At 64.3% G+C, this 15911-nt stretch carries 19 protein-coding genes; 9 read left to right on the top strand and 10 right to left on the bottom strand.

Going from position 1 to position 15911, the window contains the following annotated elements:
- The coding region (gene glyS / locus ACQKPE_RS19265; RefSeq protein ID WP_427668215.1) for a glycine--tRNA ligase subunit beta at positions 1 to 1029 on the bottom strand (1029 nt) is incomplete at its 3' end.
- Positions 1026 to 1973, bottom strand: coding sequence for a glycine--tRNA ligase subunit alpha (gene glyQ, locus ACQKPE_RS19260; RefSeq protein ID WP_027592054.1), 948 nt, complete (start codon positions 1971 to 1973; stop codon positions 1026 to 1028). The genes glyQ and glyS, both read right to left, overlap by 4 nt.
- A gap of 83 nt (positions 1974 to 2056) precedes the next feature.
- Here glyQ and ACQKPE_RS19255 point away from each other — a divergent pair, with 83 nt between their 5' ends.
- Both ACQKPE_RS19255 and ACQKPE_RS19250 read left to right on the top strand, forming a co-directional pair.
- Positions 2057 to 2608: a DNA-3-methyladenine glycosylase I gene (locus ACQKPE_RS19255; RefSeq protein WP_427668214.1), complete on the top strand. Its 552-nt coding sequence runs from the start codon at positions 2057 to 2059 to the stop codon at positions 2606 to 2608.
- 41 nt (positions 2609 to 2649) lie between these two features.
- Entirely contained in the window at positions 2650 to 3537 is an 888-nt protein-coding gene (locus ACQKPE_RS19250) for a lysophospholipid acyltransferase (RefSeq protein WP_427668213.1), read from the top strand.
- Positions 3538 to 3635: 98 nt separating this feature from the next.
- On the opposite strand, the gene ACQKPE_RS19245 is transcribed toward ACQKPE_RS19250, so the two are convergent.
- From ACQKPE_RS19245 to def, 5 genes are read right to left on the bottom strand one after another with little or no spacing between them, the layout of a single operon-like run.
- Positions 3636 to 3950 carry a tetratricopeptide repeat protein gene (locus ACQKPE_RS19245; RefSeq protein WP_427668212.1) on the bottom strand — a complete coding sequence of 105 codons (315 nt, stop codon included), beginning with the start codon at positions 3948 to 3950 and terminating at the stop codon, positions 3636 to 3638.
- An 11-nt stretch (positions 3951 to 3961) separates the two neighbouring features.
- The gene (gene trkA, locus ACQKPE_RS19240) at positions 3962 to 5335 is read right to left on the bottom strand and encodes a Trk system potassium transporter TrkA (protein WP_427668211.1); all 1374 of its coding nucleotides are present in this window, start codon (positions 5333 to 5335) and stop codon (positions 3962 to 3964) included.
- A gap of 25 nt (positions 5336 to 5360) precedes the next feature.
- Positions 5361 to 6671 (bottom strand): 16S rRNA (cytosine(967)-C(5))-methyltransferase RsmB, encoded by a 1311-nt coding sequence (gene rsmB, locus ACQKPE_RS19235; protein WP_427668210.1) that lies wholly within the window; start codon positions 6669 to 6671, stop codon positions 5361 to 5363.
- The gene (gene fmt / locus ACQKPE_RS19230) at positions 6668 to 7600 is read right to left on the bottom strand and encodes a methionyl-tRNA formyltransferase (RefSeq protein ID WP_427668209.1); all 933 of its coding nucleotides are present in this window, start codon (positions 7598 to 7600) and stop codon (positions 6668 to 6670) included. Before fmt ends, rsmB begins: the two co-directional genes overlap by 4 nt.
- A 59-nt stretch (positions 7601 to 7659) precedes the next feature.
- Positions 7660 to 8166, bottom strand: coding sequence for a peptide deformylase (def, locus tag ACQKPE_RS19225; RefSeq protein WP_427668208.1), 507 nt, complete (start codon positions 8164 to 8166; stop codon positions 7660 to 7662).
- Positions 8167 to 8374: 208 nt separating this feature from the next.
- Between def and dprA the strand changes: the two genes are divergently transcribed.
- From dprA to ACQKPE_RS19200, 5 genes are all read left to right on the top strand, one after another.
- Positions 8375 to 9472 (top strand): DNA-processing protein DprA, encoded by a 1098-nt coding sequence (gene dprA, locus ACQKPE_RS19220; protein ID WP_427668207.1) that lies wholly within the window; start codon positions 8375 to 8377, stop codon positions 9470 to 9472.
- A gap of 37 nt (positions 9473 to 9509) precedes the next feature.
- The gene (locus ACQKPE_RS19215; protein WP_427668206.1) at positions 9510 to 10067 is read left to right on the top strand and encodes an L-threonylcarbamoyladenylate synthase; all 558 of its coding nucleotides are present in this window, start codon (positions 9510 to 9512) and stop codon (positions 10065 to 10067) included.
- Positions 10068 to 10499: 432 nt separating this feature from the next.
- Positions 10500 to 10811: a DUF3077 domain-containing protein gene (locus tag ACQKPE_RS19210; RefSeq protein WP_427668205.1), complete on the top strand. Its 312-nt coding sequence runs from the start codon at positions 10500 to 10502 to the stop codon at positions 10809 to 10811.
- A 290-nt stretch (positions 10812 to 11101) separates the two neighbouring features.
- Positions 11102 to 11386 carry a type II toxin-antitoxin system Phd/YefM family antitoxin gene (locus tag ACQKPE_RS19205; protein WP_427668204.1) on the top strand — a complete coding sequence of 95 codons (285 nt, stop codon included), beginning with the start codon at positions 11102 to 11104 and terminating at the stop codon, positions 11384 to 11386.
- Positions 11352 to 11660, top strand: coding sequence for a Txe/YoeB family addiction module toxin (locus ACQKPE_RS19200; RefSeq protein WP_427668216.1), 309 nt, complete (start codon positions 11352 to 11354; stop codon positions 11658 to 11660). Before ACQKPE_RS19205 ends, ACQKPE_RS19200 begins: the two co-directional genes overlap by 35 nt.
- Before the next feature lie 44 nt (positions 11661 to 11704).
- Here the strand turns inward: ACQKPE_RS19200 and ACQKPE_RS19195 are convergent, their stop codons facing one another.
- A complete protein-coding gene (locus tag ACQKPE_RS19195) occupies positions 11705 to 12682 on the bottom strand; it encodes an NADPH:quinone reductase (protein WP_427668203.1) in 978 nt (325 codons plus the stop codon).
- Positions 12683 to 12815: 133 nt separating this feature from the next.
- Between ACQKPE_RS19195 and hemF the strand changes: the two genes are divergently transcribed.
- On the top strand, positions 12816 to 13727 hold the full coding sequence (gene hemF, locus ACQKPE_RS19190) for an oxygen-dependent coproporphyrinogen oxidase (RefSeq protein ID WP_427668202.1): 912 nt from the start codon (positions 12816 to 12818) through the stop codon (positions 13725 to 13727).
- A gap of 26 nt (positions 13728 to 13753) precedes the next feature.
- Complete coding sequence (gene aroE, locus ACQKPE_RS19185) at positions 13754 to 14578, top strand: shikimate dehydrogenase (protein ID WP_427668201.1); 825 nt, start codon at positions 13754 to 13756, stop codon at positions 14576 to 14578.
- Positions 14579 to 14624: 46 nt separating this feature from the next.
- Here aroE and ACQKPE_RS19180 read toward each other — a convergent pair whose 3' ends face one another.
- Positions 14625 to 15275, bottom strand: a complete 651-nt coding sequence (locus tag ACQKPE_RS19180; protein WP_427668200.1) for an HAD family hydrolase — start codon at positions 15273 to 15275, stop codon at positions 14625 to 14627.
- A 35-nt stretch (positions 15276 to 15310) separates the two neighbouring features.
- A complete protein-coding gene (locus ACQKPE_RS19175; RefSeq protein ID WP_427668199.1) occupies positions 15311 to 15856 on the bottom strand; it encodes a gamma carbonic anhydrase family protein in 546 nt (181 codons plus the stop codon).
- Positions 15857 to 15911: the final 55 nt, after the last annotated feature.

Raw genomic sequence — 15911 nt, 5'->3', positions numbered from 1 at the left:
TGGACGTAGCTGTTCGACCTGCGCAACCGCACGTTCGGTATCCAGCCGGCAGGTAGCGGTATCGAAAGGCAGATCTTCGACCTCCACGTTGCCCTGCACGATCTGCTGCGGGTCGCGGCTCTCGACGTTGGCCACGGTGATGAAGCGCGGCAGCAGCTTGCCTTCGCTGTCCAGCAGGCAGAAGTACTTCTGGTTGTCCTGCATGGTGGTGATCAGCGCTTCCTGCGGCACTTCGAGGAAACGCTCCTCGAACGAGCACACCAGCGGCACAGGCCACTCGACCAGCGCGGTCACCTCATCCAGCAGCGCCGGCGGCACGATGGCGGTGCCTTCCTGCTGCATGGCCAGTTCTGCGGTGCGCTTGGCGATCAGCTCGCGGCGCTCGGCGAAGTCGGCCAGCACGTAGGCCTTGCGCAGGTCTTCAACGTAGTTGGCCGGGGCGGAAATAGTGATGTTCTGCGGCGCGTGGAAGCGGTGACCGCGGGACTCGCGGCCGGCTTTCTGCGAGAGGATGGTGCAGTCGACCACCTGCTCGCCCAGCAGCATCACCAGCCACTGGGTCGGGCGCACGAACTCTTCACGGCTGGCCGCCCAGCGCATGCGCTTGGGAATAGGCAGGTCGTTGAGCGAGTCTTCGACGATGGTCGGCAGCAGGCTGGCGGTAGCCTTGCCCGGAATGTGCTGGGAGAAGCGCAGCTTGGCGCCGCTCTGGTCGATTTCCGACAGCTCTACGCCGCACTTCTTGGCAAAACCCAGGGCCGCCTGGGTTGGCTGGCCTTCGGCGTTGAACGCCGCTTGCAGGGGCGGGCCGTCGATATTGATGCTGCGGTCGGGCTGCTGCACGTCGAGCTGGCGAATCAATACGGCCAGGCGGCGCGGCGCTGCGTATACCGACTTGCCGGTGTAGTTCAGGCCAGCGGCCTGCAGGCCTTTCTCGATGCCAGCCAGGAAGGCGTCGCCGAGGGTGGCGAGGGCCTTGGGTGGCAGCTCTTCGGTGCCCAGTTCAACCAGGAAATCTTGAGCACTCATTGTGCAGCCTCCAGCTTCGCCAACACTTCGTCACGCAGTTCAGGGGTCGCCATCGGGAAGCCCAGGCGTGCGCGGGCTTGCAGGTAGCTTTGCGCCACGTCCCTGGCCAGGGTACGCACACGCAGGATGTAGCGCTGGCGCTCGGTCACCGAGATGGCGCGGCGGGCGTCCAGCAGGTTGAAGGTGTGGGAGGCCTTCAACACCATTTCGTAGGTTGGCAGCGGCAGCTCCAGCTTGATCAGGCGGTTCGCTTCGCTTTCATAGAAGTCGAACAGCTCGAACAGTTTCTCGACGTTGGCGTGCTCGAAGTTGTAGGTCGACTGCTCCACTTCGTTCTGGTGGAACACATCGCCATAGGTGACCTTGCCGAACGGGCCGTCGGCCCAGACCAGGTCGTACACCGAGTCGACTCCCTGGATGTACATGGCCAGGCGCTCCAGGCCGTAGGTGATTTCACCGGTGACCGGGTAGCACTCGATACCGCCGACCTGCTGGAAGTAGGTGAACTGCGTCACCTCCATGCCGTTCAGCCAGATTTCCCAGCCCAGGCCCCAAGCGCCAAGGGTTGGCGACTCCCAGTTGTCTTCGACGAAGCGAATGTCGTGCACCAGTGGGTCCAGGCCGATGGCTTTCAGCGAACCCAGGTACAGCTCCTGGAAGTTGGCCGGGTTCGGCTTGAGCACCACCTGGAACTGATAGTAGTGCTGCAGGCGGTTGGGGTTTTCGCCATACCGCCCGTCGGCGGGGCGACGGCTGGGTTGCACGTAGGCGGCGTTCCAGGTCTCGGGGCCGACGGCGCGCAGGAAGGTCGCGGTGTGGAAAGTGCCGGCGCCTACTTCCATATCGTAGGGCTGAAGTACCACACAACCTTGAGCTGCCCAGTAGTTCTGCAGGGCGAGGATCAGGTCTTGGAAGGTACGCACGGCTGGCGTAGGCTGGCTCACGAAATTCACCTGTATCTGGGGATGCGGATGTAAAGAGCGGGAGTATAACCCGATTCGCCTCGCCCTCTACTCATTGGAGCCTTATGCCACGCTGCTTTTGGTGTACCGACGATCCGTTGTACCAGGCCTACCATGACCAGGAATGGGGAACGCCACAGCGTGACCCGGCGTTGCTCTTCGAGATGCTTTTGCTCGAAGGGTTCCAAGCGGGCCTTTCGTGGATCACCGTGCTGCGCAAACGCGAGCACTACCGCAAGGTGATGTTCGGCTTCGACCCGCATCAATTGGCGCAGATGAGCGACGCGCGTATCGAGGAATTACTGCTCGACCCCGGCATCATCCGCAACCGCCTGAAAGTCGCCGGCGCACGGCGCAATGCGCGGGCCTGGCTGGCGCTGGATAACCCGGGCGAGTGGCTGTGGTCGTTCGTCGGCGGTACGCCGAAGATCAACCATTTCAAAGGCCGCGCAGAGATGCCAGCGGTTACCGATGAAGCCAAGGCCATGAGCAAGGCCTTGCAGAAGAAGGGCTTCACCTTCGTCGGCCCGACCATCTGCTACGCCTTCATGCAAGCCACCGGCATGGTCATGGACCACACCACCGATTGCGATCGCTACGCCGCGCTGGCGCGCTGAAGCGCTACAATGCGCGCCTTGCAGAAATAAGGAATTTGCCTGTGGAAAAGTTCAAGGGCGCCGTGATGGTCGGGGTACTGCGCTTGTTCGCCAAGCTGCCCTGGGGCGCGGTACAGCGCGTTGGCGCTGGCATCGGCTGGCTGATGTGGAAAGTGCCCAACGGCTCGCGCAACGTGGTGCGCATCAACCTGGCCAAGTGCTTCCCGCAGATGAACCCGGCCGAGCGTGAGCAACTGGTGGGCCGTGCCCTGAAAGACATTGGCAAGTCGTTCGTGGAAAGCGCCTGTGCGTGGATCTGGCCGCCGCAGCGTTCGCTGGAGCTGGTCAAGGAAGTGCATGGCCTGGAAGTGCTGGAGCAGGCCCTGGCCTCGGGCAAGGGCGTGGTCGGCATCACCAGCCACCTGGGCAATTGGGAAGTGCTGAACCACTTCTATTGCAACCAGTGCAAACCGATCATCTTCTATCGCCCGCCCAAGTTGAAGGCCGTGGACGACCTGCTGCGCGAGCAACGGGTGCAGATGGGCAACCGCGTGGCGCCGTCGACCAAGGAAGGCATTCTCAGCGTGATCAAGGAAGTGCGTCGGGGTGGCCAGGTGGGCATTCCCGCCGACCCGGAGCCGGCCGAGTCCGCCGGGGTGTTCGTGCCGTTCCTCGGCACCCAGGCGCTGACCAGCAAGTTCGTGCCGAACATGCTCGCCGGTGGAAAGGCGGTGGGGGTGTTCCTGCATGCCCTGCGGCTGCCGGATGGGTCGGGGTTCAAGGTGTTCCTGGAAGCGGCGCCGGAAGAGATGTACAGCACTGACGTGAATGTATCGGCGGCGGCCATGAGCCGGGTGGTCGAGCGTTATGTGCGTGAGTACCCGAGCCAGTACATGTGGAGCATGAAGCGCTTCAAGAAGCGGCCAGCGGGCGAGGCGCGCTGGTACTGACCCCTGTAGGAGCGGGCTTGCCCGCGAACACCGGCTACACCGGTGCCATACACCGCGGTGCCTGGTTCGCGGGCAAGCCCGCTCCTACAGGGACGGCGTCAGCTTTGGGTTTTGTTGAGTTTTTTCAGAAACACCGTCATCTCTTTTTCAGCCTGCTTGTCGCCATGGGCCTGGGCCGCGACGATGCCATCCTCCCAAGCCTTGCGCGCCGCCTCTTTATCCCCTTGCAACTGATACGCCTTGCCCAGCAGCTTCCACGCCGCCGAATACTTAGGGTCCTGCTCTACGCAGCGCGCCAGGTGCACCGCAGCCTCGGCGCCGTTGCCTTCGTCCAGCCAAGCCTTGCCCAGGCCGAAGCGCAGCAGGGCGTTATCCACACCCTTGGCCAGCATCTTTTCCAGCGATTCGCGCATCGTCTCTCTCCTTAGAAGAAGCTCAGGCCCACGTGGAACAGCTTCTCCACGTCGCGAATATGCTTTTTATCCACAACGAACAGAATCACGTGGTCGCCCGCCTCGATCACAGTATCGTCGTGGGCGATCAGCACCTCTTCGTCGCGGATGATCGCGCCGATGGTGGTGCCCGGCGGCAAGGCGATGTGCTCGATGGCCTTGCCGATCACCTTGCTCGACTTCGAGTCGCCGTGGGCCACCGCCTCGATGGCTTCGGCCGCACCCCGGCGCAGCGAGTGCACGCTGACGATGTCGCCGCGGCGCACGTGGGCCAGCAAGGTGCCGATGGTCGCCAGCTGCGGGCTGATGGCGATGTCGATATCGCCGCCCTGCACCAGGTCGACGTAGGCCGGGTTGTTGATCAGTGTCATCACCTTGCGCGCGCCCAGGCGCTTGGCCAGCAGCGACGACATGATGTTGGCCTCGTCGTCGTTGGTCAGGGCCAGGAAGATATCCGCCTCGGCGATGTTCTCTTCGAGCATCAGGTCCTTGTCCGAAGCGCTGCCTTGCAGCACCACGGTGCTTTCCAGGGTGTCGGAAAGGTAGCGGCAGCGCGTAGGGTTCATCTCGATGATCTTCACCTGGTAGCGGCTCTCGATGGCCTCGGCCAGGCGCTCGCCGATCTGCCCGCCACCGGCGATCACCACGCGCTTGTTGGTTTCATCGAGACGCCGCAGCTCGCCCATCACCGCGCGAATGTCCTTTTTCGCGGCGATGAAGAACACCTCGTCGTCGGCCTCGATCACTGTGTCGCCATGGGGCTTGATCGGCCGGTCGCGGCGGAAGATGGCGGCCACGCGGGTGTCGACGTTGGGCATGTGGGCGCGGATCTGGCGCAGCTGCTGGCCCACCAATGGGCCGCCGTAGTAGGCCTTGACCGCCACCAGCTGGGCCTTGCCCTCGGCGAAGTCGATGACCTGCAAGGCGCCGGGGTGCTCGATCAGGCGCTTGATGTAGTTGGTTACCACCTGTTCGGGGCTGATCAGCACGTCGACCGGGATGTGGTCGTTGTCGAACAGTTCCTCGCGGGTGAGGTAGGCCGACTCGCGCACCCGGGCGATCTTGGTCGGGGTGTGGAACAGCGAATAGGCCACCTGGCAGGCGACCATGTTGGTTTCGTCGCTGTTGGTCACCGCCACCAGCATGTCGGCGTCGTCGGCACCGGCCTGGCGCAGCACCGTCGGCAGCGAGCCACGGCCCTGCACGGTGCGGATATCGAGGCGGTCGCCGAGGTCGCGCAGGCGGTCGCCATCGGTGTCGACCACGGTGATGTCGTTCGCTTCGCTGGCCAGGTGTTCTGCCAGCGTGCCGCCTACCTGGCCTGCGCCGAGGATGATGATCTTCATCCGCTACTCCCTACCCTTCTTGTTCTTACCCGCGTGAGGCGGCGATTTTAATCAGCTTGGCATAGTAGAAGCCGTCGTGGCCGCCTTCCTGGGCCAGCAGCTGGCGGCCGTGGGGCTGGCGCAGGCCGGCTTCGGTGGCCAGGTCCAGCTCGCGGGCACCGGGGGTGCGGGCGAGGAAGGCTTCGATCACTTCGGTGTTTTCCGTGGGCAGGCTGGAGCAGGTGGCGTACAGCAACATGCCGCCCACTTCCAGGGTGGGCCACAGGGCATCGAGCAACTCGCCTTGCAAGGCGGCCAGGGCGGGGATGTCGTCGGCCTGGCGGGTCAGCTTGATGTCCGGGTGGCGGCGGATCACGCCGGTGGCCGAGCATGGTGCGTCGAGCAGGATGCGCTGGAACGGCTTGCCGTCCCACCAGCTGGCGGTGTCGCGGGCATCGCAGGCAATCAGCTCGGCGTCGAGCTTGAGGCGGTCGAGGTTTTCGCGCACCCGGGTCAGGCGCTTGGCTTCCAGGTCGATGGCGACCATGTGCGCAAGGCCCGGTTCGGCTTCGAGCAGGTGGCAGGTCTTGCCGCCGGGGGCGCAGCAGGCGTCGAGCACGCGTTGGCCGGGCGCCAGTTCCAGCAGGTCGGCGGACAGCTGCGCGGCTTCATCCTGCACGCTCACCCAACCTTCGGCGAAGCCGGGCAGGCCGCGTACGTCGCAGGCTTCATCCAGAACGATGCCATCGCGGCTGTACTGGCAAGGATTGGCTGAGATACCGGCCTCGGCCAGCAGCGCCAGGTAGGCATCACGGCTGTGATGGCGACGGTTGACCCGCAGGATCATCGGCGGGTGCGCGTTGTTGGCCGCGCAAATGGCTTCCCACTGCTCGGGCCAGAAGGCTTTCAGCGCCTTCTGCAACCAGCGTGGGTGGGCGGTGCGCACCACCGGGTCGCGCTCCATGTCGGCCAGCAGCGCCTCGCCTTCGCGCTGGGCGCGGCGCAGCACGGCATTGAGCAGGCCCTTGGCCCAGGGCTTCTTGAGCTTGTCGGCGCAACCCACCGTTTCGCCGAGGGCGGCGTGGGCCGGAATGCGCGTGTAGAACAGCTGGTACAGGCCCACCAGCAGCAGCGCGTGCACGTCGGCATCGGCAGCCTTGAAGGGCTTTTGCAGCAGTTGCGCGGCCAGCAGTTCCAGGCGCGGCTGCCAGCGGGCGGTACCGAAGGCCAGGTCCTGGACCAGGCCGCGGTCGCGTTCCTCGACCTTGTCCAGTTGTGCGGGCAACGAGCTGTTCAGCGAGGCCTTGCCGCTGAGCACGGCGGCCAGGGCGCGAGCGGCAGCCAGGCGTGGGTTCATTGGCCGAGCACCTTGCCACTGGCGAATTTCTCGCGGCGGCTGTTGAACAGGTCGCTGAAGGCCAGCGCCTTGCCGCCGGGCAGTTGCAGGCGGGTGAGGCTCAGGGCGGCGTCACCGCAAGCGACGACCAGGCCGTCCTTGCTGGCGCTGAGGATTTCACCAGGGGCGCCCTGGCCTGTGGATAAGGTGGCGGCGAGCACCTTCACGCTTTCGCCGTCGAGGGTGCTGTGGCACACCGGCCAAGGGTTGAACGCACGAATCAGGCGTTCCAGCTCAACGGCCGGGCGGCTCCAATCCAGGCGGGCTTCGTCCTTGTTCAGTTTGTGCGCGTAGGTGGCCAGGGCATCGTCCTGCACCTCGCCTTGCAGCGAGCCGTCGGCCAAGCCGGCGATGGCCTGGATCACGGCAGGCGGGCCCATTTCGGCCAGGCGGTCGTGCAAGGTGCCGCCGGTGTCTTCGGCGCTGATCGGGGTGGTGACCTTGAGCAGCATGGGGCCGGTGTCCAGGCCCGCTTCCATGCGCATCACGGTTACGCCGCTTTCGGCATCGCCCGCTTCCACGGCGCGCTGGATCGGCGCCGCACCGCGCCAGCGTGGCAGCAGCGAGGCGTGGCTGTTGATGCAGCCCAGGCGCGGGATATCCAGCACGGCTTGCGGCAGGATCAGGCCGTAGGCGACCACCACCATCAGGTCGGGCTCGAGCGCGGCCAGTTCAGCCTGGGCTTCGGCGTTGCGCAGGGTGGGCGGCTGCAACACCGGGATGTCGTGGGCCACGGCCAGTGCCTTGACGGCACTCGGCATCAGCTTCTGGCCACGGCCTGCGGGGCGGTCGGGCTGGGTGTAGACGGCCACGATCTCGTAAGGGCTGTCGAGCAGGGCCTTGAGGTGTTCGGCGGCAAACTCTGGAGTGCCTGCGAAGACGATGCGCATGGAGTTCTCGCTTGCGAAAAGAAAAAGGCTTGCCGGAGCAAGCCTTTGGAAGGTGGGGATCAGGCTTGCTGGCGGTGCTGCTTTTCCAGCTTTTTCTTGATCCGGTCGCGTTTGAGTTGGGACAGGTAGTCGACGAACAGCTTGCCGTTGAGGTGGTCGAACTCGTGCTGCACGCACACCGCCAGCAGGCCTTCGGCCTCGAGCTCGTAGGGCTTGCCGTCACGGTCCTGGGCTTTCACCCGCACACGCAGAGGGCGGTCGACGTTCTCGTAGAAACCAGGCACCGACAGGCAGCCTTCCTGGTACTGGCCCATGTCGTGGGTCAGCTCTTCGACCGTGGGGTTGATAAAGACCCGTGGTTCGCTGCGGTCTTCGCTCAGGTCCATCACCACGACCTGCTTGTGCACGTTGACCTGGGTGGCGGCCAGGCCGATGCCGGGCGCTTCGTACATGGTTTCGAACATGTCGTCGATCAGCTGGCTCAAGGCGGCGTCGAACTCGGTCACCGGTTTGGCGAGGGTGCGCAGGCGCGGGTCAGGGAATTCGAGAATGTTCAGAATGGCCATAGGGGTCAGGCAGTCACTGTGCGTTGGTTGAAAACTAAGCACACATAATAAAGGGTATTGGCGGATTCGGCACCTGGGATTGCTCGGCTAGGGTTTGGCAGTGGGCACGCTGCCCACGCTAATCGACAGCTTGTCAAAGTATTATCAACAAAGTTATCCACAGCTTGTGCCACGTGGATAGCCCCTCGCCGATCAAGGAAGATCTGCCATGAGTATTGCGCTTTCCCCCACTTGCCCGCCCGCCGAACTGGAAGCGCGGCTGCGTCTTCATCGTCTTCCCGAGGTTGGTTTGCGCCGGTTTCGCACGCTTGTCGAAGCTTTCGGTAGCGCCTCTTCGGCACTCGCTGCGCCCGCCAGCGCCTGGCGCAGCCTTGGCTTGCCAGCGGCGAGCGCCGAGGCCCGTCGACACCCCGAAGTACGTGATGGCGCCAGCGCCGCAATGGCCTGGCTAGAGCACCCGGGCCAGCATTTACTGATGTGGGACAGCCCTGGCTACCCGGCCTTGCTCGCTGAAATCGACGATGCTCCGCCGCTGTTGTTCGTGGCCGGCAACCCGCTTTTGCTCGAGCGCCCACAGTTGGCGATCGTCGGCAGCCGCCGGGCAACGCCGCCCGCGTTGGATACCGCCGGCGCATTCGCCCGCTGTCTTTGTCGGGCGGGTTTCACCATTACCAGCGGTCTGGCGGTGGGCATCGACGGTGCCGCTCATCGGGCGGTGCTGGAGGCTGGCGGTGACACCATTGGCGTGCTGGGCACGGGCCTTGAAAAATTTTATCCACAGCGCCACCGCCGCTTGGCCGACGCGATGATCGAGCGTGGTGGCGCGCTGGTTTCCGAATTTCCGCTGGATACCGAACCGCAACCGGCTAACTTCCCTCGGCGCAACCGCATCATCAGCGGGTTGTCGCTTGGCGTGCTGGTGGTGGAGGCCAGCCCGGCCAGCGGTTCGTTGATTACTGCACGCCTGGCGGCCGAACAGGGGCGCGAGGTGTATGCCATTCCAGGGTCGATCCATCACCCTGGCGCCAAGGGCTGCCACCAGTTGATTCGCGATGGCGCGCTGCTGGTGGAAAGCGCCGAGCAGATACTCGACAGCCTGCGCGGCTGGCAGAACCTGCCACCTGCACCTGCCAACGAACCGGCCCACCCGCTGCTGGCCTTGCTCATCGCCGCGCCGCAGACCACCGAAGGGCTAGTCCACCACACGGGCCAGCCGCTGGCGCAGGTATTGGCCAGCCTCAGCGAACTGGAGCTGGCAGGGCGGGTCAGCAATGAAGCCGGGCGTTGGTTTGCCCGCCCGGGCTAAGTAAACTGCGCCTCAGCCTTTACGCGGAGAGACAGCAATGGTGAGCAGTTGGCGTGTGCAACAAGCCGCACGTGAGGTTCGGGCGGGCGCGGTGATCGCATACCCCACGGAGGCGGTCTGGGGCCTGGGCTGCGACCCTTGGAACGAAGACGCGGTGTACCGCCTGCTGGCGCTGAAGTCGCGTCCTGTGGACAAGGGCTTGATCCTGATCGCCGACAACATCAACCAGTTCGACTTCCTGTTCGAAGACTTCCCCCAGGACTGGATCGACCGCATGGCGGCCACCTGGCCGGGGCCGAACACCTGGCTGGTGCCACACCAGGACCTGTTGCCCGAGTGGGTGACCGGCCAGCACGACACCGTGGCGCTGCGGGTCAGCGACCACCCGCTGGTACGCGAGCTGTGCGCGTTGGTGGGGCCGCTGATTTCCACCTCCTGCAACCCAGGTGGGCGCCCGGCGGCCAAGACCCGGTTGCGGGTAGAGCAGTATTTCCGCGGTGATCTCGACCTGGTGCTGGGTGGTGCGTTGGGTGGGCGCAAGAACCCTAGCCTGATTCGTAACCTGGCGACTGGGGAAGTCGTCCGACCGGGCTGAGCAGATCCTGTGGGAGCGGGCTTCGCCCGTGATCGCGGCACAAGGCCGCTCCCACAGGTTTCGAGCCGTTCTTGGGAGCGACGCTAAGCCTGTGGGGTTTACCCGCGAAAAGGACACCGCAGACTCAGGCTTTTCTGATGGGTAGTGCGCAAATAGGGAAATATCCTACGCAGCCTGTCGACCGCCATTACCTTCTCAGTGGGAACTCCTACCTCTAGGCTCCAGACCGTCGCCGAACAACTTGGCGATCGGGTGTGGTAACCCGGGAAAATTGAGAAAGACGATGCCGCTATGGCGGTTGTGCGCGGGAGGCTTTCGGGCCTACCGGGGTCTTTGTCTTTTCTCCTCCGGCTTACCACCCCGCGTACAGCTGCCACCCTTCATTCGTGTGGTAACGAGTGTTGTGTCAGCGCCTTAGAGCGAGAAAAGGACATGACGAAAAAGATAGTCCCCAACCCACCCCTCCCCGAAACCACTCAACACCCCTTCGGCCGCTGCGACGCCGGCCACCCGCCGCTGTTCACCGTAAACCCCAATCTCTCTGCCCATGACGCCCTGGTGCACGTAGCGCTCTACCTGCGCTGCGCCTACGAAACCGGCATCAAGGCGCTCGAGCACTTGCATGGCGATGGCCGGGGCATGTACTGGGCGAGCCTGCATTCGATCGAAATGGCGGAAGGGCTGGTGGAAGCGATGGTCAATGGCATCGAGTCAGCGCCAGCGGTGAAGAAACCTATCGGCTGAGCTGACGCAATCGCGGGGCAAGCACGCGCCTAAAAAGGAGCATGCGCCCCGCACATTTCGGAAAAGCCCTACACCGCTTCACGAAAGCCATCACCTTTGCGGCGAAGCGGTCGAAAATTAAGCTTCCCACCCACACGAATTCCCGACTATGGGTTCTTTGAAGGTTGTACCTAGACTTGTACAATGCTCACATTGCCCGCAGCCGACCCACGGCGGATCGGGCAAGCCCTATCGCCCTTCGGGGTCGTGAAAACCTGATCCAGGCGAGCCCTGGGAAGGATTCGGAAGATATGCACGTACTGACTTTTAGCCAGGCTCGCGCCGACCTGAAGCAGACGATGGATGATGTGTGTCGGGATCATGAGCCCGCTATCATCACGCGCCAGCGTGGTGAACCTGTGGTCATGATTTCCCTGGAAGACTACAACGGCATGCAAGAGACGATGTACCTGTTGGGCACGTCGGCGAATGCCAAGCGGTTGCGCGCCTCCATCGATCAGCTGCGGTCGGGTAAGGCTGTCACCCATGAGCTGACCCTTGATGAACATGAAGTCAAAGCAACGCAACAAGACTGAGGCCAGAGAATCCGTCAGCGTTGCGTTTACCGCCGAGGGCTGGGAGGACTACAGCCATTGGAAAAACGCGGATGCCGGTATCTTCGACACAGTCAATGCGCTGATTAAAGAGTGCCTGCGTACACCGTTCAGAGGTACGGGAAAGCCCGAGCCACTCAAGGGTGATTTGTCCGGTTTCTGGTCCCGCCGCATCACCCGTGAGCACCGTTTGGTGTACCTGGTAGAGGGGGGGCGGCTCACCGTCTTGCAGTGCCGGTTCCATTACGACGATTGATGCGGCTGCAGGAGCGGGCAAGCCCGCTCCAGATAGTGTGCGAATCAGGGCAACAGCACAGTCGAACCGACAGTACGCCGCGCCGACAACTCAGTCTGCGCCTTCGCCGCCTCAGCCAGCGGATACCGCTGCTGGATATCCACCACCAACTTGCCGCTGGCAATCATGGCGAACAGGTCATCGGCCATCGCCTGGGTGTTCTCGGCATTGTTGGCATAACTCGCCAAGGTCGGCCGGGTGACATACAGCGAGCCTTTCTGCGCCAGAATCCCCAGGTTCACCCCGCTCACCGCGCCCGAGGCGTTGCCGAAGCTCACCATCAGCCCACGCAGCTTCAGGCAATCCAGCGAGGTCAGCCAGGTTTCGGCGCCCACGCCGTCGTACACCACGGCGCACTTTTGCCCATCGGTCAGCTCCAGCACGCGCTGGGCCACGTCTTCGTGGCTGTAGTCGATGGTCGCCCATGCCCCCAACGCCTTGGCCCGTTCGGCCTTCTCGGCACTGCTGACGGTGCCGATCAGCTTGGCGCCCAGGGCTTTGGCCCATTGGCAGGCCAGCGAGCCCACGCCACCGGCGGCGGCATGGAACAGAATCACATCGCCAGGCTGCACGGCGTAGGTTTGCTTGAGCAGGTACTGCACGGTCAGGCCCTTGAGCATCACCGCCGCAGCTTGCTCGAAGCTGACGCCCTCGGGCAGCTTCACTAGGTTGGCCGCCGGCAGCGTATGCACCTCGCTGTACGCGCCCAGCGGGCCGCCCGCGTAGGCGACGCGGTCACCCACCTTGAGCCGGGTCACGCCCTCACCCACCGCCTCGACCACCCCGGCGCCTTCGGTGCCGAGGCCTGAAGGCAGCGCGGGCGGCGCGTAGAGCCCGTTGCGGAAATAGGTATCGATGAAGTTAAGGCCGATGGCGTGGTTACGCACACGCACCTGCTGCGGGCCGGGTGGTGCCGGGTCGAACTCGACCAGTTGCAGGACTTCCGGGCCGCCATGCTGGCTGAACTGAATTCGCTTGGCCATCACACACTCCTGTCGTCGCGATCTCAAAGGCCCTCTATCGGACGCCTTTGCCTGATCGGCGTCAACTGCGGGGTGCTACCTGCCGGTGGTATGCTACGCGGCGAATTTCTTCACTGTTCTGCCAGGTGACCCGATGACCAGCCGTACCGAGGCCGTGAAGGCCTACCTGCTCGACCTGCAAGACCGCATCTGCACTGCCATCGAGAACGAAGACGGCGGCGCGCGCTTCGTCGAGGATGCCTGGGTGCGCGAAGCCGGTGGCGGGGGCCGCACGCGGGTCATCAGCGAAGGCCAGGTGGTCGAGAAAGGCGGGGTCAACTTCTCCCATGTGTTCGGCGCCGGCCTGCCGCCTTCGGCCAGTGCCCATCGCCCCGAGCTGGCAGGCCGTGGCTTCGAAGCCCTGGGCGTGTCGTTGGTGATTCACCCGCACAACCCGCATGTGCCCACCTCCCACGCCAACGTGCGCTTCTTCATCGCCGAGAAGGAAGGCGAAGAGCCGGTGTGGTGGTTCGGCGGCGGCTTCGACCTGACCCCGTACTATGGCAATGAAGAAGACTGCATCCATTGGCACCGGGTCGCCGAGCAGGCCTGTGCGCCATTCGGTGCAGACGTATACCCGCGCTACAAGGCCTGGTGCGACCGCTACTTCCACCTCAAGCACCGCGGCGAGCCGCGTGGCATTGGCGGGTTGTTCTTCGACGACCTCAACGAGTGGGATTTCGACACCTGCTTCGCTTTCATCCGCGCCATTGGCGATGCCTACGTCGAGGCTTACCTGCCGATCATCCAGCGCCGCAAGAACACGCCTTACACCGCGCAGCAGCGCGAGTTCCAGGAATACCGTCGCGGCCGCTACGTAGAATTTAACCTGGTGTACGACCGCGGCACGCTGTTCGGCCTGCAATCGGGCGGGCGTACCGAGTCGATCCTCATGTCGCTGCCACCCCAGGTGCGCTGGGGCTATGACTGGAAGGCCGAGCCCGGCAGCGAAGAAGCGCGCCTGACCGACTACTTCCTCACCGACCGCGACTGGCTTGCCCAGTAGCCCCTGTGGATAACCGAGTGCACCCCATGGACCAGTACGTCGTTTTCGGCAACCCCATCGGCCACAGCAAGTCGCCGTTGATCCACCGCCTGTTCGCCGACCAGACCGGCCAGGCCCTGGAATACAACACCCTGCTGGCGCCGTTGGACGAGTTCAGCGACTGCGCCCGAGGCTTCTTCAAGCAAGGTAGCGGCGCCAACGTGACCGTGCCGTTCAAGGAAGAAGCCTTCCGCCTGTGCGACCACCTCACCCCACGCGCCCAGCGTGCTGGCGCAGTGAATACCCTGGTGAAGCAGGCCGACGGCACGCTGCTGGGCGACAACACCGATGGTGCGGGCCTGGTGCGCGACCTGACGGTGAATGCCGGGGTCGAGCTCGCGGGCAAGCGCATTCTCGTTTTGGGTGCCGGTGGTGCGGTGCGTGGGGTGCTGGAGCCGATCCTGGCGCATCGGCCGCAATCGCTGGTGGTGGCCAACCGCACGGTGGAGAAGGCCGAGCAGCTGGCCCGTGAATTCGACGCGCTGGGCCCGGTGGTGGCCAGCGGTTTTGCCTGGCTGCGCGAGCCGGTTGACGTCATCATCAATGCCACTTCGGCGAGCCTTTCCGGTGAGTTGCCGCCGATAGCCGAAAGCCTGGTCGAAGCCGGGCGCACGGTGTGCTACGACATGATGTACGCCAAGGAGCCTACGCCGTTCTGCCGCTGGGCCAGCCAGCTGGGCGCGGCGAAGGTGCTGGATGGCTTGGGGATGCTCGCTGAGCAGGCGGCCGAGGCATTCTTCGTGTGGCGCGGCGTGCGGCCAGAGACCGGGCCGGTGCTGGATGAGCTGCGGCGCCAGTTGGCGCGCGCATGAGCTAGCGCGGCGGCGTCATCGCAGCACGAGCCCACACGGGTTCTGTTCAGTGCCTGGCGAACGCCGCGTGCAACTCGGCGACGGTCTCGAAATGAAACGCCGGCGCCTCGGCCACCAGCTCTTCCCGGCTACCGAAGCCATACCCCACCGCCACCGCCTGCAAGCCGTTGCTGTGTGCGCCGATCAGGTCGTGCTTGCGGTCGCCGATCATCAGTGTCTGCGCCGGGTCCAGCCTTTCTTCATCCAGCAGGTGGCGAATCAGCTCGACCTTGTTGGTGCGGGTGCCATCCAGCTCGCTGCCGTAGATCACCTTGAAGTGCTGGTCGAAAGCAAAATGCCGGGCGATCTCGCGGGCGAACTCCCAGGGCTTGGAGGTGGCCACGTACAGTGTACGGCCTTGGCCGCTCAGGGTTTCCAGCAGCTGCGGCACGCCGTCGAACACCAGGTTCTCGTACAGGCCAGTGACGCGGAAGCGCTCGCGGTAGAAGTTCACCGCCTCCCAGGCCTTGGCCTCGTCGAACGCGTAGGCGTGCATGAACTGCTGCAACAGGGGCGGGCCGATGAAGTGCTCCAGGCGCGCCAGGTCCGGTTCGTCGATGCCCAGCTTGGCCAGGGCGTACTGGATCGAACGGGTAATGCCCAGGCGTGGGTCGGTCAGGGTGCCGTCGAGGTCGAAGAGGATGTTCTGCTGGTGCATGTCGTGCGGTCCACTCGGGTTGTTCGGGGAAGCCATCAAGGTTGGTCGTAGCCTTCGGCCAGGTGCTGGTCCTTGAGCTTCACGTAGTTCGCCGCGCTGTAGGGGAAGAACGCGCGTTCCTTGTCAGTCAGTTGCCGTGCCTGCTTCACCGGGCTGCCGACGTACAGGTAGCCGCTTTCCAGGCGCTTGCCCGGCGGCACCAGGCTGCCGGCACCGATGATCACTTCGTCCTCGACGATGGCGCCGTCCATGATGGTGCTGCCCATGCCGACCAGGATGCGGTTGCCCAGGGTACAGCCATGCAGCATGACCTTGTGGCCGATGGTCACCTCGTCGCCGATGATCAGCGGGAAGCCGTCCGGGTTGAAGGGCCCGGCGTGGGTGATGTGCAGCACGCTGGCGTCCTGCACGCTGGTGCGGGCGCCAATGCGGATGCGGTGCATGTCGCCGCGGATCACGGTCAACGGCCAGACCGAGCTGTCCTCGCCGATCTGCACGTCGCCCAGAACCACCGCCGAACGGTCGACGAAGGCCCGTGGCCCAAGGCTTGGCGTGTGTTGCTGGAAGGTTCGAATGGCCATGATAGCGCCCCTCTTGAATGCCGATAGGCAGGCTGCCTGCTGCGGTCGGCGTCGA

This window comes from Pseudomonas sp. NPDC089554 (genome assembly GCF_050280645.1).
Taxonomy (GTDB): Bacteria; Pseudomonadota; Gammaproteobacteria; order Pseudomonadales; family Pseudomonadaceae; genus Aquipseudomonas.
The sequence above is the reverse complement of the archived record's forward strand: the minus strand, read 5'-3'. Positions and strand labels throughout refer to the sequence as shown.